Annotated in this window: 21 protein-coding genes; 2 read left to right on the top strand and 19 right to left on the bottom strand. The window is 66.1% G+C overall.

The annotated features are described in order from the left end of the window. The first annotated feature begins 5 nt into the window (after positions 1–5). Positions 6–428 (top strand): acyl-CoA thioesterase, encoded by a 423-nt coding sequence (locus IAI54_RS15970; protein WP_187968142.1) that lies wholly within the window; start codon positions 6–8, stop codon positions 426–428. A 154-nt stretch (positions 429–582) separates the two neighbouring features. On the opposite strand, the gene IAI54_RS15965 is transcribed toward IAI54_RS15970, so the two are convergent. Genes IAI54_RS15965 through IAI54_RS15945 form a run of 5 tightly spaced genes read right to left on the bottom strand, consistent with a single transcriptional unit; the run spans position 583 to position 4,485 of the window. Beyond that, positions 583–1,110 (bottom strand): MarR family winged helix-turn-helix transcriptional regulator, encoded by a 528-nt coding sequence (locus IAI54_RS15965; protein ID WP_187968141.1) that lies wholly within the window; start codon positions 1,108–1,110, stop codon positions 583–585. Beyond that, complete coding sequence (locus IAI54_RS15960; protein WP_187968140.1) at positions 1,107–1,574, bottom strand: DUF3237 domain-containing protein; 468 nt, start codon at positions 1,572–1,574, stop codon at positions 1,107–1,109. The genes IAI54_RS15965 and IAI54_RS15960 overlap by 4 nt, the downstream gene beginning before the upstream one ends. Before the next feature lie 6 nt (positions 1,575–1,580). After that, the gene (locus tag IAI54_RS15955) at positions 1,581–2,876 is read right to left on the bottom strand and encodes a TRAP transporter large permease (RefSeq protein ID WP_187968139.1); all 1,296 of its coding nucleotides are present in this window, start codon (positions 2,874–2,876) and stop codon (positions 1,581–1,583) included. Next, positions 2,863–3,408 carry a TRAP transporter small permease subunit gene (locus tag IAI54_RS15950; RefSeq protein ID WP_187968138.1) on the bottom strand — a complete coding sequence of 182 codons (546 nt, stop codon included), beginning with the start codon at positions 3,406–3,408 and terminating at the stop codon, positions 2,863–2,865. The genes IAI54_RS15955 and IAI54_RS15950 overlap by 14 nt, the downstream gene beginning before the upstream one ends. A gap of 60 nt (positions 3,409–3,468) precedes the next feature. Continuing rightward, on the bottom strand, positions 3,469–4,485 hold the full coding sequence (locus IAI54_RS15945; RefSeq protein ID WP_187968137.1) for a TRAP transporter substrate-binding protein: 1,017 nt from the start codon (positions 4,483–4,485) through the stop codon (positions 3,469–3,471). A gap of 147 nt (positions 4,486–4,632) precedes the next feature. Between IAI54_RS15945 and IAI54_RS15940 the strand changes: the two genes are divergently transcribed. Continuing rightward, positions 4,633–5,427: a crotonase/enoyl-CoA hydratase family protein gene (locus tag IAI54_RS15940; protein WP_235679068.1), complete on the top strand. Its 795-nt coding sequence runs from the start codon at positions 4,633–4,635 to the stop codon at positions 5,425–5,427. A gap of 27 nt (positions 5,428–5,454) precedes the next feature. Here the strand turns inward: IAI54_RS15940 and IAI54_RS15935 are convergent, their stop codons facing one another. The 14 genes from IAI54_RS15935 to IAI54_RS15870 all read right to left on the bottom strand — a co-directional run bounded on the left by IAI54_RS15935 (position 5,455) and on the right by IAI54_RS15870 (position 16,654). After that, complete coding sequence (locus IAI54_RS15935; RefSeq protein ID WP_187968136.1) at positions 5,455–5,994, bottom strand: hypothetical protein; 540 nt, start codon at positions 5,992–5,994, stop codon at positions 5,455–5,457. Continuing rightward, positions 5,991–6,416: a hypothetical protein gene (locus tag IAI54_RS15930; RefSeq protein WP_187968135.1), complete on the bottom strand. Its 426-nt coding sequence runs from the start codon at positions 6,414–6,416 to the stop codon at positions 5,991–5,993. Before IAI54_RS15930 ends, IAI54_RS15935 begins: the two co-directional genes overlap by 4 nt. A 20-nt stretch (positions 6,417–6,436) precedes the next feature. Continuing rightward, a complete protein-coding gene (locus IAI54_RS15925) occupies positions 6,437–7,000 on the bottom strand; it encodes a rod-binding protein (RefSeq protein WP_235679067.1) in 564 nt (187 codons plus the stop codon). Positions 7,001–7,061: 61 nt separating this feature from the next. Further along, complete coding sequence (locus IAI54_RS15920) at positions 7,062–7,469, bottom strand: hypothetical protein (RefSeq protein WP_187968134.1); 408 nt, start codon at positions 7,467–7,469, stop codon at positions 7,062–7,064. A gap of 2 nt (positions 7,470–7,471) precedes the next feature. Continuing rightward, positions 7,472–8,224: a flagellar biosynthetic protein FliR gene (gene fliR / locus IAI54_RS15915; protein ID WP_420838228.1), complete on the bottom strand. Its 753-nt coding sequence runs from the start codon at positions 8,222–8,224 to the stop codon at positions 7,472–7,474. Then, positions 8,221–10,311, bottom strand: coding sequence for a flagellar biosynthesis protein FlhA (gene flhA, locus IAI54_RS15910; RefSeq protein WP_187968133.1), 2,091 nt, complete (start codon positions 10,309–10,311; stop codon positions 8,221–8,223). Before flhA ends, fliR begins: the two co-directional genes overlap by 4 nt. 196 nt (positions 10,312–10,507) lie before the next feature. After that, positions 10,508–10,774 carry a flagellar biosynthesis protein FliQ gene (fliQ, locus tag IAI54_RS15905; RefSeq protein ID WP_187968132.1) on the bottom strand — a complete coding sequence of 89 codons (267 nt, stop codon included), beginning with the start codon at positions 10,772–10,774 and terminating at the stop codon, positions 10,508–10,510. A gap of 36 nt (positions 10,775–10,810) precedes the next feature. Further along, complete coding sequence (gene flgD / locus IAI54_RS15900; protein ID WP_187968131.1) at positions 10,811–11,203, bottom strand: flagellar hook assembly protein FlgD; 393 nt, start codon at positions 11,201–11,203, stop codon at positions 10,811–10,813. Then, complete coding sequence (flbT, locus tag IAI54_RS15895; RefSeq protein WP_187968130.1) at positions 11,200–11,646, bottom strand: flagellar biosynthesis repressor FlbT; 447 nt, start codon at positions 11,644–11,646, stop codon at positions 11,200–11,202. The genes flgD and flbT overlap by 4 nt, the downstream gene beginning before the upstream one ends. Then, on the bottom strand, positions 11,643–11,990 hold the full coding sequence (flaF, locus tag IAI54_RS15890; protein WP_187968129.1) for a flagellar biosynthesis regulator FlaF: 348 nt from the start codon (positions 11,988–11,990) through the stop codon (positions 11,643–11,645). Before flaF ends, flbT begins: the two co-directional genes overlap by 4 nt. A gap of 41 nt (positions 11,991–12,031) precedes the next feature. Beyond that, on the bottom strand, positions 12,032–13,081 hold the full coding sequence (locus IAI54_RS15885; RefSeq protein WP_187968128.1) for a flagellar hook-associated family protein: 1,050 nt from the start codon (positions 13,079–13,081) through the stop codon (positions 12,032–12,034). A gap of 7 nt (positions 13,082–13,088) precedes the next feature. Next, positions 13,089–14,549, bottom strand: a complete 1,461-nt coding sequence (flgK, locus tag IAI54_RS15880; protein ID WP_187968127.1) for a flagellar hook-associated protein FlgK — start codon at positions 14,547–14,549, stop codon at positions 13,089–13,091. Positions 14,550–14,581: 32 nt separating this feature from the next. Next, complete coding sequence (locus IAI54_RS15875; RefSeq protein WP_187968126.1) at positions 14,582–15,841, bottom strand: flagellar hook protein FlgE; 1,260 nt, start codon at positions 15,839–15,841, stop codon at positions 14,582–14,584. Between the two features lie 141 nt (positions 15,842–15,982). Further along, entirely contained in the window at positions 15,983–16,654 is a 672-nt protein-coding gene (locus IAI54_RS15870; protein WP_187968125.1) for a response regulator transcription factor, read from the bottom strand. Positions 16,655–16,753 lie beyond the last annotated feature (99 nt).

Raw genomic sequence — 16,753 nt, 5'->3', positions numbered from 1 at the left:
CCGCCATGCTGGTCAACCGTCGCGACGTCGAGATCGAGTGGGGCGACTGCGACGCCGCGGGCATCGTCTTCTACCCGCGCTATTTCGCCCTGTTCGACGCCTCGACCGCCTATCTCCTGGAGAAGGCGACGGGCATGAAGAAGATCGCCTGGACGAAGGCCTACGGCATCGTCGGCACGCCGATGGTCGATACGGGTGCCAAGTTCATCCTGCCGTCCCGCTACGGCGACGTGATCACGATCGAGACGACCGCTGGAGATGTCCGGCGCTCCAGCTTCGACGTCAGGCATCGGGTGCTGAAGGGCGAAGCGCTGGCGATCGAGGCGCACGAGACGCGCGTCTGGGCTGGCCGGGATCCGGACAACCCGGACCGCATCAAGGGGTTCGCGATTCCGGACGCGGTGGCTGCGGCACTGCGGGGCGCATAGCCTCGTCGATCCCGTGGGGGACCGTCAGGAATGCCCTGATCGCCGACCAGACATCCGCATCATGGCCGACGAGCATGTGGCCGCCGTCACGGTAGATCACGAGGTGCGGGTCGGGGGCGGTTGCCGCGACGTGGCGGGCGACGGCTGCCGTGCGTCAGGTCTCCGGAAGCGGCGCCTCGCCCGTCGGCGGGCTGAGAAGCCGGTCGAGCAGTTCGATCAGGCGGTCGCGTTCGGCGGCGCCGCCGAGGCGCTCGATCAGGCGGTTTTCGTGTTCTGCCCACATGGCCGTCATCCTGCGCACGAAGCGGGCGCCTTCGTCGGTGAGGTGGACGGAATGGGAACGGCGGTCGGTCTGCGCCTTGCGGCGCTCCGCCAGTCCGCGCTTCTCCAGGTTGTCCATCAGCGCGACGAAGTTGGCCCGCTTGACGCCCAGCATCTCGGCGATCTCGGACTGCTTGAGCCCCGGCGTCTCGGCGATGATGGCGAGGACCGAGAACTCCGCCGGGCGCAGTTTCATGCGCGCGAAGGTCTCGATGAAATCCTGGAAGACGTAGAGCTGCGCACGTCTGAGCTTGTAGCCGATGATGGTGGCCATCGGCGGGACCTCGAGGCGGCCGGACGTCTTCGCGAGGGCGTCGATGCCCTTGCCGGCGCGTCCGGTCCTGGTCTCCCGCGTGGTCATTTCACCTCGTAGACCGAGATGACGACTGCCGCCGCCAGGCGCGCTCCAGTGCCGACGCAGATCAGACGGTTGAGCCAGCCGTAGCGCGGATCGCCGGTCTCGAAGCGCGGCAGCGTGCGCATGTAGTAGAGCGCCGGGTCGACCGGTTCGCCGCGCCCCACCGCCGCCAGCACGTCGGCCGGTCCATGGCGATAGCCGAAATTGCGGATGTCGATCAGCGCACCGTCATGCGTCTCGATCGCGTAGCGCGTGTCGAGTTCGGCATTGGCGTCCGCCATGATGGTCTGCCAGTCGGCACCGAGGTTCAGGATGCGGCCGGAGAGCCGCTCGCCCTCGACCTTTCCCCCGACGATCGGGATGATGCGCCGCTTGCCGCGCGGCGCGTCGCCGAGTTCCAATGGCTTTCCCAGATCGACGGTCAGGTCGCAGAGGTGGACGAGTTCGGGTCTGGCGAGGGCGGTCATGCGAAGTCACTTCATGGTCATGGGCAGGAAGAGCACGATCGCCGGGAAGACGATCAGCAGGATCAGCCGGACGATGTCGGTCATCACGAAGGGGAAGACGCCCTTGAAGATGGTCACCAGATTGACCTCGCGCGCGATGGTGTTGATGACGAAGACGTTCATGCCGACGGGCGGTGTGATCAGCCCGAGCTCGACCGTCATGACGATGATGACGCCGAACCAGATCGGATCGAAGCCGAGATGCAGGATCACAGGGAAGACGATCGGCACAAGCAGGATGATCATGGCCATCGCATCCAGGATGCAGCCCATGATGAGGAAGAAGCCGAGGATCAGCGCCAGCGTGCCGTAGGCGCCGAAATCGAGCGCGACGAGGAAGGCGGTGATCTTCTGCGGCGTCTGGGTGATGGCGAGGAAGTAGCCGAACAGCACGGCGCCGATCAGGATCGTGTAGATCGCGACGGAGGTGCGCAGCGCCTCTATCAGGCTGTCCATGATCCTGGCGACGTTCAGCCGGCCGCGCAGCACGCCGATCAGGCAGGTCAGCACGGAGCCGACCGCGGCTGCTTCGGTGGCGGTGGCGATGCCGAGATACATCGAGCCGATGATGGCGATGAAGAGGATCAGCACCGCCCAGACGTCGCGCAGCGATCGGATGGCTTCGCCCCATACGAATCGCTCGCCGGGCGGGAGCGAACGGCCGTAGGCGATCCGGACGGTGAGCATGTACATGACGATGGCGAGAATGCCGGGCAGGATGCCGGCGATGAAGAGCTTGCCCACGTCCTGTTCGGTGATGAAGGCATAGACGGCGAGGACGACCGACGGCGGAATGAGGATGCCGAGCGTGCCGCCGGCCGCGATGACCCCGCTCGAGACCCCGTCCGGATAGCCGACGCGGCGCATTTCCGGCAAGGCAACCTTGGTCATGGTCGCCGCCGTGGCGACCGACGAGCCGCAGATCGCGGCGAAGCCGCCACAGGCGGCGATGGTCGACAGCGCCATCCCGCCCTTCAGGAAGCCGAGCCAGGCGTGACCGGCGCGGAACAGCTCGCGCGACATGCCGGAATTGGTGGCGAAGACGCCCATCAGGATGAAGAAGGGGATCAGGCTCAGGTTGAAGTCGCTGATCACCCGGATCGGCGACTGGGCGAGCAGGTTGAGCGCCGGCTTCATGCCGGTGATGGCGGCGAAACCGCCGACGCCGACGAGGCCCATGGCGACGCCGATCGGCACGCGCAGCGCCATGAGGGCGAACAGGACGACGAAACCCGCAACGGCGACGAAATCAGCCTGCGACATCGGACTTTCCGTCGTTGACGGCCTGCTCGGCCGATTCGAATTGATCGAGCGACCCGCGTCCGGCCGCGATGATGACGATTCGCGCCAGCGCGGTGAAGATCGCGACCGTCGCGCCGGCGCAGATCAGCGCCAGGAAGGGCCAGGCAGGCAGGCGAAGGTCGAAGGTCGCCTCGCCGCTGCGGTAGGCGCTCGTGACCCGGTCGAACATCTTCCAGGACAGGAGCACGGTGAAGACGAGCAGGACGGTCCAGGCGAAGAGGTCGACGAGCCGGCGCACCGGCGGCGGCATCAGCTCGACGAGGACGTCGACCTTAATGTGCGAACCGCGAAAACCGAGGCTCGCGAAGCCCCACATGATGGCGACCCCGAGCATGAGGCGGGAGATGTCGAAGGCTTCCGGTATGGGAGAGGCGAAGCCGTAGCGACCGATGGCGGAAGCCACCACCAGCAGCGTGATCGCGGCGAGAAACAGCGCGGCGATGCGTTCGGTCGCCAGCGAGAATCGTTCGAGAGCCCTGATGAGAGCATCCATGCGTGTCAGCCGTCCCCAATGGACAGGAGCCGGCCCCTCGGCCGGCTCCCGCAGTCCCGATCAGTAGCGCGAGTTGTTGCGCTCGAGCGCGGCGACGAAATCGGCGTAGATCTTCTCCGGATCGCCGCCGGCCTTCGTGACGTCGGCCTTCCAGGAATCGATCAGCGGTGCGGCGGCGTCGCGCCACAGCTGCACTTCGGCATCGGTCGGCTTGTAGAGTTCGTGGACGCCCGAATCGATCATCTTCTGGCGGCCGGAGGCCTCGTTGTCGGCCCAGCCGGTCGAGAACTTCTGCGACCATTCCGGCGTGCAGTGATCGTCGATGACCTTCTTATCCTCCGGCGCGAGGCCGTTGTAGGTGTCCTTGTTGATGAGCAGCATCTGGGAGGACAGGTAGAAGGGCATGTCGAGGTGGTACTTCACCTCCGAATCGATGCCGAAGATGTAGATCGAGTTCCAGGGGAAGGTCATGGCGTCCGCCGTGCCCTTGGCGATGGCCTCGCGGGCCTCCGGCGCCGGCACCTGGACGCTCGCGCCGCCGAGCTGGCTGACGAAGCGGGCCATGGTGGCATGGGCCGGGCGGATGTTCTTTCCCTTCACGTCGGCCGGAACCCTGATCGGCGTCTTGGAGTGCATCGTGCCCGGATCATGCGGGTTGATCAGGCAGAAGTAGACGTCCTTCATTTCGGTTTCGGCGATCGGGTCGTACCATTCGTGCAGCGCCTTGGCGCCTTCCTTGGCATTGGTCGCCTGGAACGGGATCTCGGCGAGGCTGTAGATCGGGAAGCGGCCGGCCTGGTAGCCAGGGTTGACGTAGGCGATGTCGACGATGCCGTCGCGTGCCATGTCGTAGTGGTCGGGCGCCGCGCCGAGCTGCTGGGCGGGAAAGAGGGTGATCTCGATCCGGCCGTTGGAGGCCTGCTTGATCGATTCGGCCCACGGCTCCATGCCCATGGTCTGGGCCGGATGGGTGGCGGGCACCCAGTGGGACAGGCGCAGTTCGACTTCCGCCGCCTGCGCGGCGAATGCGGTCATGGAAACGGACGCGGCGAGAGCCGCTATGGTATGGCGATTCATTGGACTTCCTCCCTTTGCGTCATACTGACAGGGGACGGACGATCGCGCCAGCCCCGTGCTTGAACGACGCGAGAACGTTATGGTACGTAACAATATAATCAAGAGGAATTTTTCCGCCGGCCGCCGGCTGCGGGGGAGAGGAAGCACATGAGTTCCACCGTCGAAGCCGCCGTCGCGCCCGAGCGCGCCATGCTGGTCGAGATCCGCGATGCGATCGCGATCCTGTCGTTCAATCGACCCGACAAGCGCAACGCCATCAACGACCTGCTTCTGGAAGAACTGCGCGCCTTCTTCTCGAAGCCCCCGGCGGGGGTGCGCGCGGTCGTGCTGCAGGGGCTCGGCGGCCACTTCTCCGCGGGACTGGACCTTTCGGAGCAGTCGCGCCGCGAACCGGAGCAGGTGCTGTATCATTCGCGAAGCTGGCATGCGGTGATGGAGCTGATGCAGTTCGGCGGCCTGCCGATCGTCTCGGTGCTGACCGGCGCGGTGATGGGCGGCGGGCTCGAGATCGCGGCGGCGACGCATGTGCGGGTCGCGGAGCCCTCCGCGATGTTCCAGCTGCCCGAGGGCAAGCGCGGCATCTTCGTCGGCGGCGGCGCGACGGTGCGCGTGGGGCGCATCATCGGGCCGGACCGCATGACGGAGATGATGCTGACGGGCCGTCGCTACGACGCGCAGGACGGGCTGCGGCTCGGCCTCTCGCACTATCTGGTCGAACCGGGTGAGGGGCTCGCCAAGGCGCTGCAGCTTGCCGCCGAGATCGCGTCGAACGCTACGCTGGTCAACTATCTGATCATCCAGGCGATCTCGCGCATCGACGACATGTCGCGCGCCGACGGCCTGTTCGCGGAGAGCCTGAGTGCGGCGCTGTCGCAATCGGGCGCCGATGCCCTCGAAGGCCTCAACGCCTTCCTGGAGAAGCGAAGGCCGCGCTTCCGCTGAGCGGCGGCCGGTCCCGGCCGGTCCGCATCAGTGCCCGGTGCCGTGCGGCTTCTCGCCGTCGGCAGTGAAGGTCGGGCGGTTCTTGCCACCCTTCTGGTCGCGCCGCTTGAGCGCGTTGTCGCGGATCTGTTCCTTGGTCAGGTAGTCGATCTGCTCGATCATGACCTCGTGGATGAGTTCGTTGCCGACGCGCTTGTTGATGCTGTCCTTCAGCCCGTTGCGCAGGGCGTCCAGATCGACCCCCTGCACGCGCGAGAAGTCGATCGACGGATTCGAGAACAGGTAGGTGTAGACCTCGTCGATGAGGATCGTGTCGATCGGCAGCGCGAGCTTCTTCAACTGGTCGACGTCGGCCGCGTAGACGAACTTGGACAGGAAGTAGCCCTTGACCGTGCCTTCCTGCACCACGGGAACCGACAGCATGTCCGTCTTCACGAATTCCAGCTTGCCGTGATACGGCGACTCGCCCTCGGCTGCCGGTTTCTCGCCGTTCATCGAGTAGGACATGAAGATCGTCCCGATCGTGACGCCGATGATCCAGACCGCGGCGACGACGAACTTGATCATGCCGGGCGCATCCTGGTGAAGGCGTCGGAGCCGTAGGTCCCGTCTGCCTCGGATTGCTGGATGGCATCCTGGATGAGGCCGGCGACCTCGGTCACGGCCTTCAGATGGGCGGCGATGGCGGCCTGGTTCTCGGCCAGCTTGCCGCGCAGCCGGATGATGCCGTCGCGGTTGGCCTGAAGCACGTCCGGCCTGATGTCGCGGACCGCCTTGTTGAGCTCGTAGAGATAGCGGCTCTTGCGTTCGTTCGACGCCTGAAGGTCGAAGGTCACGTCGGTGCGGATCGCCCGCGTCTCGACGTCCACGGCCTCCTCGATGCGCGCGATGATGCCGGGGAGGCTGGTACCGCGCAGCCCTGCCTGCGGATCGATGCGCGGCCGCGGAACGTTCGCCGGAACCGGGGAGTAGAGGTCGTGTTCGCTCATCGCTCCGCTCCTTCCGATCGTCAGCGATCGTCCGCCGCACCGCCGGCGGCGTCGCCGGCGAGGTCGGCGACGCTGCGCATGACGTCGCGCTGGATCTGCTGCACCATGGCCACGGAGAGCAGGGACTGGGTGTCGGCGCGTTCCGTTCCCTCCGGGTCTCCGTCGATGCCCGAGACGGGGATCCGACGGTCCTGCGCCATGTAGTGGTCGGCGAGGATCCGGTCGGCGATGCCGATGCCGCCCGCCTTCGCCATCTGCTGGCCCAGTTCCTGTGCGAGGAAGCTCTTCCACATGTCGCCGGCGATACCGCCGCCATAGACGTTCTCCGCGTCCTGCGGCAGCATGGACTGCAGGAAGGTCTGCAGGACCATGGCTTCGAATTTCTGGAGCGCCTCGGGCGCCTGTCCGCGGTTCGACGCGGTGACGCCGCGCATGCCCGCCAGGTCGTCCGGGACGTCGAAGCCGACGGTCGCGGCGGCCTTGTCGGCCATCGCCGCGAGCCGCGCGCGCGCGGCTTCCAGTGCCTGCGGCTCGGCCGCGCGGGCCACGTCCATGATGATGTCGCTCGGAGGTGAGATGCTCACGGGCAGCCCTGGGGCACGGTTTCCTTGGCCGTTTTTCTCGCAGACCAAGCTTGCCGCAGGCTTACCCGCCCGGATCGTTGCGGGACGCCGGCAGGCCGAGCAGCCGCTCGACCGTCTCCAGCGCATCGCGCTCCTCCGCGATGCGATCCTCGGCACGAAGGGCGAGCCGGTAATCCTCCCCCACCCGATCGGTCCGCACCTGTTCGGTGGCGATCTTCTGCGCCTCCTGGCGGGCTGCCTCGAGATGGCGGTCGCGCCTGTCGTTCGCCTTCACGATCGCGCGTTCGTAGAGATCGGGAAAGAGCCGCGACAGCGAGGCGTCTGCGTCCTTGCCGGCGGCGATCGCGCTGGCTTCGGCTTCGGCGGCGTGTGCCGCACGCAGCTCGCCGGCCCGGCGCATCTCATGCATGGCCTTCAGCTGTTCCTGCACGCGCAGGATGCGTTTCAGCCTGTCGGAGCGGCTGGCCACGGCTACCGTCCCACCGTCATCGGCACGAACCCTTCCGCGAACAGGCGCAGCAGCGGGCCGACGCCGAGATACATCAGCAGCAGCCCGCCGACGAGCACGAAGGGCAGGGAGATGAAGTAGATCGGGATCTGCGGCGTCAGCTTGTTGAGGAGACCGACCGCGAGATTGACGACGATGCCGTAGGCGATGAAGGGGCTGCCGAGCTGTATCATCACCATGAAGCTCTGGCCCAGCGTGTCGACGAGGTCGGTCAGCGCCGAGCCGGGATTGAACAGCAGATCCGGCGGGGCGACGCGATAGGAATTGACGAGGGCTCTCACCACGTCGTGGTGAAAGTTCATGATGAAGAGCAGCATCAGCGCCGAGAAGGTGACGAGGTTGGTGATCGCCGCCTGTGCGTCGTTCTCCTCGACCGCGCCGGTGACCATGTTCCCGTAGCCCGTCATCATGGCGATGGAGGCACCGACGAACTGCAGGGCCAGGACGTACACACGGGTGACGAGGCCGATCAGCGCGCCGATCAGGAGTTCCGAAAGAACGAGTCCGGCGAGCACGGCCGGCTCGCGCGTGACGAAGGGCGTGAGACTGTCCCAGAGGTGGACGGTGATGGCGAAGGTGGCGCCGACGGCAACGAACAGTCGTACCTGCAGGGGTACCCGCACACTGGACAGGCCCGGCATGATCATGAAGCAGGCGCCGACGCGGCAGAAGGCGAGGAATGCCGCCAGGATGATCTGGTCGCCCGGCAGGATCACGAGAAGGAACCGAGCACGCGGATCTCGACGCCCTTGGCGATCTCGACATGCGAGAGCACCGGCAGCGTCGGGAAGAAGCGTTCGATGATCATGCGCACATAGGGACGGGCGTCCGGCGCGGTGACGATGACGAAGCGCTCGCCGGCGTCGAAATGCTTGCGCACGACCTTCGCCGCCTCCTGGCCGAACTCCTCGAGCAGCCGCGGGTCGATGTCGAACTCGCGGATCTCGCCCTTGGCGTCGCGCTTCAGCGACTGGTGGAAGGCGAGGTCCCAGCGGTTGCCGAGGCGCAGGACCTTGAGCACGCCGCCGGCGGTGAGATCGCCGCAGATCTGCTGCGACATGCGGATGCGCACGTGCTCGACGATCTGCTCGGTGCGGCGGACATGCGGCGCGATCTCGGCGATCGCCTCGATGATCAGATGCAGGTTGCGGATCGAGACGCGCTCGGCCAGCAGCAGCTTCAGGACCGCCTGCAGGCCCGGGTAGGAGATGTGGGAGGAGCAGATCTCGTCGGCGAGCTTCTTGTATTCGGGGTCGAGCCGCTCGATCAGCGCCTTCATGTCCTTGTAGGACAGGAGCTGCGGAAGATTGTTGCGGATCACTTCCGACAGATGCGTGAGCAGGACAGAGAGGTTGTCGGCGAAGGCATAGCCGTCGCGCTTGAGATCTTCGGAGAAGGTCTCCGGAACCGAATAGGCGCGCATGCCGAAGGCCGGCTCGCGCACCTCCTCGCCCGGCATGTCGGGCGGCTGGTTGCCGCCGAGCAGCACCATGACCTCACCGACGCGCATCTGGTACTCGGCCACCACCGTGCCGTGGATCTTGATCTGGTAGGCCTTCGGGGGAATGGCGAAATCGTCGGTCAGCCGCACTTCGGGGACGACGAAACCGTAATCGAGCGCGAACTTCTTGCGCATCTTGCCCATGCGGAAGGCGAGTTCCTGGTGTGAGGTGAGCAGGCGCGTCGACAGCTGCTTGCCGATCAGGAGTTCGATTTCGGCGGTCTTGAGCGACGACTTGACCGAGTTCTTGTCCTCCTGGACCTTCTCTGCCTCCTTCTGCTGCGTGGCGGCCGCCTCCGCCTCCTGGCGAAGCCTGGCGCGCCGCGGGATGACGTAGGCGACAACGCTCAGGCCACCGGCGAGAGCCATGAAGGGTAGGAACGGCAGCCCGGGCATGAGAGCCAGCCCCATGAGCAGTGCGGCCGCCACGTAGAGCGCGCGGGGATAGGCGGCGAGCTGGCCCATGACCGCCTGGTTGGCCGCGCCGCGCGTGCCGCCCTTGGAGACGAGGAGGCCGGCCGCGAGCGAGACGATCAGCGCCGGAATCTGGGTCACGAGGCCATCGCCGACGGACAACTTCACGAAGACGTCGGCTGCCTCGCCGATGCTCATGCCATGCCGGCCGTAACCGATGGCGATGCCGCCGATGATGTTGACGGCGGTGATGATCAGGCCGGCGATGGCGTCGCCGCGCACGAACTTGGAAGCGCCGTCCATCGAGCCGAAGAAGGAACTTTCCTCCTCCAGCTCGCGCCTGCGCGCCTGCGCCTCCTTCTCGTTGATGATGCCGGCGGAGAGATCCGCGTCGATCGACATCTGCTTGCCGGGGATCGCATCGAGGGTGAAGCGCGCGCCGACCTCGGCGATACGGGTGGAGCCCTTGGTGATGACGATGAAGTTCACGATGATGAGGATGAGGAAGACGATCAGGCCGATGACGAAATCGCCGCTCATCACGAGGTTGGAGAACCCGCCGATCACGTAGCCGGCCGCGTGCGTGCCCTCGTTGCCATGCGCGAGGATCACGCGCGTCGTGGCGATGTTGAGTGCCAGCCGCAGCATGGTCGCGAGCAGGAGGATCGTGGGGAAGGAAGAGAAGTCGAGCGGCCGCGGAATCCAGAGCGCCACCATCAGGATCAGGACGGACAGGGCAATCGAGATCGCCAGACCCATGTCGATCATGAAGGACGGGATGGGCAGGAACAGCACCGACAGGATCGTGACGATGCCCATCGCGAAGTAGACGTCGCGGCTGTTGCGCTCGGCTGCGGCCGGTATCGGCGTGATGGTCACGTTGGCCATCGGTCGGCGTCTCTCCTGGCTCTGCCCTCAGAGGGGGTGAATCCATCGAGAATGCGAAAGAATGCCCGCTGAAATCCTTGAGCTGTTTGGCCCGGGCGGCCCGGCGACGGGCATTCTTTCACATCCTCTCAGGCGACGCAGACTAGAGGCCCAAGCTTGCGCGAGGGTGAGCGTGCCGCGAGCGGGCTGCAGGCCGTCAGAACCCGTTCTGGATGCGCTGGAAGATGACGTTGGTGAAGGAGGAGAGCTGGGCGCCGACGAACGGCCCCGACAGTGCGACGGCGAGCAGGATCGAGATGATCTTCGGCACGAAGGTCAGGGTGATCTCCTGGACCTGGGTCAACGCCTGGATCAGCGCGATGGACACGCCCACGAGCATGGCGACGACCACCGCCGGGCCGGAGGCCAGGAGCACGGTCCAGATCGCGTACTGGACGATTTCGAGAGCGTCGACCTCGTTCATGCGGCTTCTCCGGCGGCCTTCGGGCCGGCCTGCGGCTCAGCTTATCCTGACTCCGGTCCCGATGACCACCTCGGCGCCGTTCTGCAGGACCGCCGTGACGCCGGAGGCGGTGATGCGCGTTTCGGCCACGACGCCGGTGGTCCCGTCGGTGTCCGTGACGGTGCGGCCGATGATGCTCGACGCCTGGCCGAGCAGCGACATCTGCAGCAGCGAATCGAGCTTGCTGTTGGTCTGCACGGTCTGCTCGACCTGGGAGAAGGTCGCGAGCTGCGCGACGTAATCGGTCGAATCCATCGGCGCGGTCGGATCCTGGTTCTTCATCTGGGTGACGAGGAGCCGCAGGAAGGATTCGTAGTCCACCGTGGTCGCGCTCGCCTGGCTGGCGGCGGTCGTCGTCGCGGTCGAACTGGTGACGGCGGGAACGGTCATGATGCGAGCGCCTCCAGCGCGTCGGGTGCAAGGGGAGGGGAGAGGTTGCTCTGCTCGGCGAGGATGGCCGCCTCGATCGGGAACAGGCTGCGGATCAGCTTGAGCGCGTCGTAGATGTGCTCCTCGGCCACCAGCCGGTCGGCATGCTTCAGCGAAGCGAGCACCTGTTCGTTGGTGAAGGTGGCGAGCAGCATCGGCAGCGAGCGCTTGAACATGTCGCGCGCTGGACCCGAATCGCCCGGGTTCATCAGCATGACCTGGACGATGAAGTAGAGCTGACGCAGCGGCGTCGAGGCCTTCTCCGGCTGCATGACGTGGTTCTCCAGCAGGAACTGCACGTCGTTGAGGAACTCGATCGAGGTCTTGCGGTCGACCCGCACCACCGCGCCGTTGATGTAGATCTTCTCGTTCGCCTTGAGCGAGATGCGCAGGGTGTTCTTCATTGTATGCCGTCCCTGATGATCTGCGAAACTTCGATCAGCCCGTCGAAATTGTCGGACTGGCCCTGCCGCACCGCCTCGCCCTCGCGCAGCAGCCACAGGCCGATCGAGATCAGATTGGCGCGCAGCTCGGAGGGCAGCTCGTTGTCGCTGCTGGCGAGATCCTCGATGAAGGTCGTCCAGACGCGGTTGAGGAAATGCAGCGCCTCGACGGCCTGCATGGAGTTCACGCCCTTGTCGCGCGCGGCGACCAGCAGGTCGATCGACCGCGACAGCAATTGCCGTTCGCGGTCCTTCGCGTCGGCGACCGAATCGGTTTGGACTTCGGCGTATGAGAACTGATACATCGTTCTTCCGTTTTCGATGCGCGCCGGACCGGCCGCGGTTGCTACAGCAGCCTCGTGAGGCTCAGTTGCTGGATCCGAGCCGTCAGGGCGTATGAGGTTTCGATCTGCGAGATCAACGCGTTTACGCGGGTGGACGCTTCGTACGGGTCGACGCCTTCCAGTTCGTTCAGGAAGGTCTTGAAGATATCGATCTGCATCTCGACGCGCTCGGTGGCGCTGGAGATGCGCTGCTCGGTGAAGCCGACGCGGGCCTGGGTCTGGGCCAGGTCGCCCATCGCCTCGCCGACCATCCGGACGGCCCGGTCGGCGACGGCCACCAGCGCCTGATCGTTGAGGTCGCCGTCGAACAGGTTGGCCACCATGGCGGCGGCCATGGTGAGCTTGCGGATGCCCTCGATGTTGGCGCTGACCGAGGTCTCGGCGGTTTCGTTGAGCGCGATGCGGGTGGTGATGCCCTGGTCCGAGGCGGCGGACCAGTTGGTCTCCCAGCCGGAGCCGAAGAACTCGTCGCTGAGCGCACCGTCGATGAAGGCGGTGATCTGCGCGCCGGTGACGGTATCGGCTGCCGGATCGTCCGCCGCGAAGCCGAATTCGGACAGGAAGGCGGCGTCGATGGCCGCCTTGGGGCCAGGAACGGACGCGTCGAAATAGTCGGCCATCGGGACGACGTCGGTGTTGACGCCGGCGAAGATGTGCTCGCCGTTGAAGCTGGAGTTGACGATCCCGGTCAGCGACTGAAGCATGGAGACGGCCGCCTGGCGGGTGGTGGCCTGGTCGGCATCACCCGATACGGCGGCCGCGAGCGCCGACAGGAAGGTCGACGCGCCCTCCGAAACCTGGCCGAGCGCGTTCTGCGTGGCCGTGAGGCGCGAGGAAACCAGGGCGTTCGTGCCGACGATCGTCTCCATCCGGACGATGTCGCGCGAAAGCGTGACGGCCTTGCCGGACCGCACGCCGATCGAAAGTCCGAGATCGGCGACCTTGCCGGTCTGGACCTCCTTCTGACCGGCGATCAGGTCCGACTGCATCTGCGTCAGCGAGTAACGCAGGGCGCTGCGGATGGCATCGGTGGAGACGAAATTGACCTTCATGATGCCATCACACCAGTTCCAGGAGCGCCGCCATCATCCGGTCGACGGTGCTGATGATGCGGGCGGAGGCCTCGTAGGAATGCTCGAGGTCGAGCAGCAGGGATATCTCCGTGTCGACGTTCACGCCGGTTTCGTTCGAGAGCGCCTCGGCCGAGCGAACCATCATGGCGCTCGCGTTCACCTCCGCACTGGAGGACTGCTTGCGCAGCCCCTCGATCCAGCCGATGGCGTTCGCGCCGAAATCGGCGAGGCTGACGTTGGCGGCGATGTCGGCCGCCGAATCGAAGACGATGGGCGCGTCGATGCGGTCGGCATAGCCGATCAGCAGCGTGGCGAAGGAGGCACCGCCGGCGGTGTTGGCGAGATAGTCGCCGCCGTTCGCACCGCCGTCGCGCAGCAGCACGGGATTGCCGCCCTGCTCGCTGTCGAAGGCCGGGTTGACCTTGATCATCGAGGCGAGGCCCTGCGTGACCACCCCGTCGGGCGGCAGGTCCGGCCCGCCGCTCCAGGTGAACAGACCCGCGAGCGGCGGCGCGCCGCCGCCCGTCTGGTCGAGTTCGGCGAAGGCGAGGATGGCGCCGCGCGCGATCTCGTCGAGCTGTGTCTGCATGGTCACGGCGACATCGTCGCGCAGCTTCACCAGAGCGCCGAGCGTGCCCGAGATCTCGCCGGCCGCCTGATCCGCAGCGGTGATCGGGATACCGTCGACATAGACCGGGTTGCCCGTCATGCCGGGGCCGAAGGAGGCGGTGGGCTCGAAGGTGACCGCACGCGGAACGGTCTCGAACAGGGTCGCGCCGTCGCCGGTCATGATGACCATGTCCTCGCTGCCGCGCGTGTAGGTCGAGATCGGCATGTACTGCGCGATCTCGGAGAGGATGGCGTTGCGCTGGTCGATGTAGCTGTTCGCGTCGCGCCCGGTGGAGGTCGCGGAAATGACCTGCCGGTTGGCGGTCTCGAAATCGGCGAGCAGCTTGTTGATGTCGTCGACGGCCGCCTTGATCTCGATGTCGGCGCCGGTGCGGACGGCCTGGACCGCGTCCGAGCCGTCGTTCAGCGAACGAACGAGCTGGCGCGCCGCGTCGATGGCCCCTTCGGCGAGATTCGAGCTCGACGGCGTGGCCGAGTAGAGCTGCAGCGCGTCGCGCAGGCCGGCGAGCGCGGTGGTGGGCGAGGAGGCGTTGTCCGTGCCGTTCACGGCGGTCGAGAGGCTGTCGAGCCCCGACAGCAGGCGCTGCTGGCCCTGCCAGTCCGACGAGGCGCGCAGGTTCTGCCTGAACAGGGCCTCGTTGGTCGCGCGACGCACCTCGGCGACCCGCACGCCGCCGTCGGTGCTCGCGAGAACGGCCGTCCGCCGGGCGTAGTCCGCATTGCCGGCGTTGGTGATGTTCTGCGAGACGACGCTCGTGCGCTTGGACGTCGCGAGCAACGCGCTCTGGGCGATGTTGAGCGCCGTTGTCAGCGACATCCGTCACCACTCTCCGGGCCGGGCATGCTGGTTTACCTCTTGAGATTCACGAGGATGTCCATCAGCTCGGAGCCGGTCTGGAACACCTTCGAATTGGCGGTGTAGCTGCGCTGCGCCTCGATCATGGCGGTCAGCTCCTCGCCGATGTCGACGTTGGAGGCCTCCAGCGCGCCGGAGCTGATGGAGCCGAAGCCGCCGGAATCGGCGAAGCCCAGGAAGACGTCGCCCGAGCTCGGGCTCTGGCTGAAGACGTTGCCCGAGCCGATGAGCAGCTGGTCGGGACTGCGCACGTTGGCGAGCGGGATCTTGTAGAGCGCCTGCATCGTGCCGTTCTCGAAGCGGGCGTAGACGGTGCCATCCTCGCCGATCTTGATCTCCTTCACCGCGCTGGCGGCACTGCCGTTCACATTGGCCTCGCCGGGCGTGTAGCTGGTGGCGAGCTGGCTCATCTGCGAAAGGTCGAGGATCAGCGTCTCGCCGCCCGGAATCGGGATCGACAGATCGGTAATGCTGGCGGCGTCGAGCTGGCCGTTCGTGCCGTCGAAGAGCAGCGTGTCGGAGGCGAGCGGACCGGACGCATAGGGGAAGCCGGTGTTCGCCGTGCCGTCGGCCTGGTTGAAGACCGCGATCTCCCACTCGTTGTCGGCCGTCTTGGAATAGTAGACGTCGAGCAGCACCTCGCCGCCGAGGCTGTCGTAGACCACCATCGACGTCTTGTTGGTGTATTCCGCGCCGCCGACGTTGGTAGAGGGCAGCTGAGCGGCGGCAACCTCATCCGCATTCGCGGGCAGGTTCGCCGTCAGGCTTCCCGCCGTGGTGGGGATGGCCGACATCGACTGCTGGACGACCGTCACCGGTTGCAGACCCGCGAAGGAATTGGCGACGGGGCTCGGATCTCCGTTCGCGAAGCTGTATCCGAGCAGGTAGAAGCCCGCGGCATTCACCAGCCGCCCCTGGTCGTCGGGAACGAAGGAGCCGGCGCGGGTGAGGAACGGCTGACCGGACTCGTCCTGCACGACGAAGAAGCCGTTGCCCTCGATCGCCAGGTCCGTGGCCGAGGGCGTGTACTGGATGACGCCCTGCCGGGACACCGAAGCGCGCACGTCGCTGACGATGCCGCCGGATGCGTAGTAGCCGTCCGACGAACCGATGACGAGGGTGGAGAACTCGATGGTCGACTTCTTGTAGCCGTTGGTGCCGGCATTGGCGATGTTGTCGGCGACGGTCCCCAGCCGGTTCGACTGTCCCTGCATGCCGGATACGCCCGTGCGCATCATTCCGTAGAGGCTCATGGAGACTTTCCTTCGCTGCCAGGGTCGCCCATCCTGCAGGCTAGCTTTCCGGACTTGTGCGAAACTGTACTCGAAGGTCGGCGAAGCCGTACTGCCGGGCTCCAGCGCCTCCTCACGACCGGCGCGGCGCCCATGGCGGGCTCAGACGTTCAGGCAGTAGCCGAGGAAGCGCTTCGAATCGATCGGGTCGACGCCCAGGCGCTCGCGCAGCTTCTTGCGCAGCTTGCTGACATGGCTCTCGACCACGTTCTCCTCGACCTCCTCGTCGAAGATGCCGTAGATCGCGTTGAAGACCTGGGTCTTGGTGACGCGGCGTCCGCGGTTCTGCGCCAGGAACTCCAGGATCCGACGCTCACGGCGCGGCAGCGGAAGCGGCACGCCGTCGATCTCGGGGTCGCGGCCGTTCATGAAGATGCGCAGGCTGCCAAGATCGGTCCAGCTTGCGGTTTCGTCGTGCACGCGGCGCCTGATCGCGGCGATGCGGGCCAGGATCTCGCGGATGTGGACGGGCTTGCGGATGACGTCGTCGACGCCGGATTCGAACAGCCGCAGCGTGTTCTCGAGCGAATGCTGGTCGGAGAGCGCGATCACCGGGGCGCCGGTCCGTTCACGCAGCAGCCGCGGCGAGACCGGATGATCGTCGCACTCACCGATGAGGAAGGCGCCGACCGACTGCAGATCCTCGGTCGCGGCACTGCTCACCCATTCGCCGAACTCGCTCGCGCGGAAGCCGGTGGTGGGGACGCCTTCCCTGCCGAAAAGCGATGTAAACCCTTCTTTTACGCGTTCACGTTCATCAACGATGACAATCATCGGTGCGCCCCCCGAATCAGTTGCTCAGCCCGCTGGTGAATGGGGTAACCGTTGCCGGGAATCGGCGACAACTGTCAGAAATCATGTGTCAGATCTGGG

Source organism: Aquibium microcysteis, assembly GCF_014495845.1.
Classification (GTDB): domain Bacteria; phylum Pseudomonadota; class Alphaproteobacteria; order Rhizobiales; family Rhizobiaceae; genus Aquibium; species Aquibium microcysteis.
This window is presented reverse-complemented; position numbering and strand designations above follow the sequence as displayed.

Excerpts from the sequence above, each read along its gene's own strand:
- IAI54_RS15970 (WP_187968142.1), top strand. The coding sequence starts at position 6 with ATGCTGGTCAACCGTCGCGACGTCGAGATCGAGTGGGGCGACTGCGAC.
- IAI54_RS15965 (WP_187968141.1), bottom strand. The coding sequence starts at position 1,110 with ATGACCACGCGGGAGACCAGGACCGGACGCGCCGGCAAGGGCATCGAC.
- IAI54_RS15960 (WP_187968140.1), bottom strand. The coding sequence starts at position 1,574 with ATGACCGCCCTCGCCAGACCCGAACTCGTCCACCTCTGCGACCTGACC.
- IAI54_RS15955 (WP_187968139.1), bottom strand. The coding sequence starts at position 2,876 with ATGTCGCAGGCTGATTTCGTCGCCGTTGCGGGTTTCGTCGTCCTGTTC.
- IAI54_RS15950 (WP_187968138.1), bottom strand. The coding sequence starts at position 3,408 with ATGGATGCTCTCATCAGGGCTCTCGAACGATTCTCGCTGGCGACCGAA.
- IAI54_RS15945 (WP_187968137.1), bottom strand. The coding sequence starts at position 4,485 with ATGAATCGCCATACCATAGCGGCTCTCGCCGCGTCCGTTTCCATGACC.
- IAI54_RS15940 (WP_235679068.1), top strand. The coding sequence starts at position 4,633 with ATGAGTTCCACCGTCGAAGCCGCCGTCGCGCCCGAGCGCGCCATGCTG.
- IAI54_RS15935 (WP_187968136.1), bottom strand. The coding sequence starts at position 5,994 with ATGATCAAGTTCGTCGTCGCCGCGGTCTGGATCATCGGCGTCACGATC.
- IAI54_RS15930 (WP_187968135.1), bottom strand. The coding sequence starts at position 6,416 with ATGAGCGAACACGACCTCTACTCCCCGGTTCCGGCGAACGTTCCGCGG.
- flhA (WP_187968133.1), bottom strand. The coding sequence starts at position 10,311 with ATGGCCAACGTGACCATCACGCCGATACCGGCCGCAGCCGAGCGCAAC.
- fliQ (WP_187968132.1), bottom strand. The coding sequence starts at position 10,774 with ATGAACGAGGTCGACGCTCTCGAAATCGTCCAGTACGCGATCTGGACC.
- flgD (WP_187968131.1), bottom strand. The coding sequence starts at position 11,203 with ATGACCGTTCCCGCCGTCACCAGTTCGACCGCGACGACGACCGCCGCC.
- flbT (WP_187968130.1), bottom strand. The coding sequence starts at position 11,646 with ATGAAGAACACCCTGCGCATCTCGCTCAAGGCGAACGAGAAGATCTAC.
- flaF (WP_187968129.1), bottom strand. The coding sequence starts at position 11,990 with ATGTATCAGTTCTCATACGCCGAAGTCCAAACCGATTCGGTCGCCGAC.
- IAI54_RS15885 (WP_187968128.1), bottom strand. The coding sequence starts at position 13,081 with ATGAAGGTCAATTTCGTCTCCACCGATGCCATCCGCAGCGCCCTGCGT.
- flgK (WP_187968127.1), bottom strand. The coding sequence starts at position 14,549 with ATGTCGCTGACAACGGCGCTCAACATCGCCCAGAGCGCGTTGCTCGCG.
- IAI54_RS15875 (WP_187968126.1), bottom strand. The coding sequence starts at position 15,841 with ATGAGCCTCTACGGAATGATGCGCACGGGCGTATCCGGCATGCAGGGA.
- IAI54_RS15870 (WP_187968125.1), bottom strand. The coding sequence starts at position 16,654 with ATGATTGTCATCGTTGATGAACGTGAACGCGTAAAAGAAGGGTTTACA.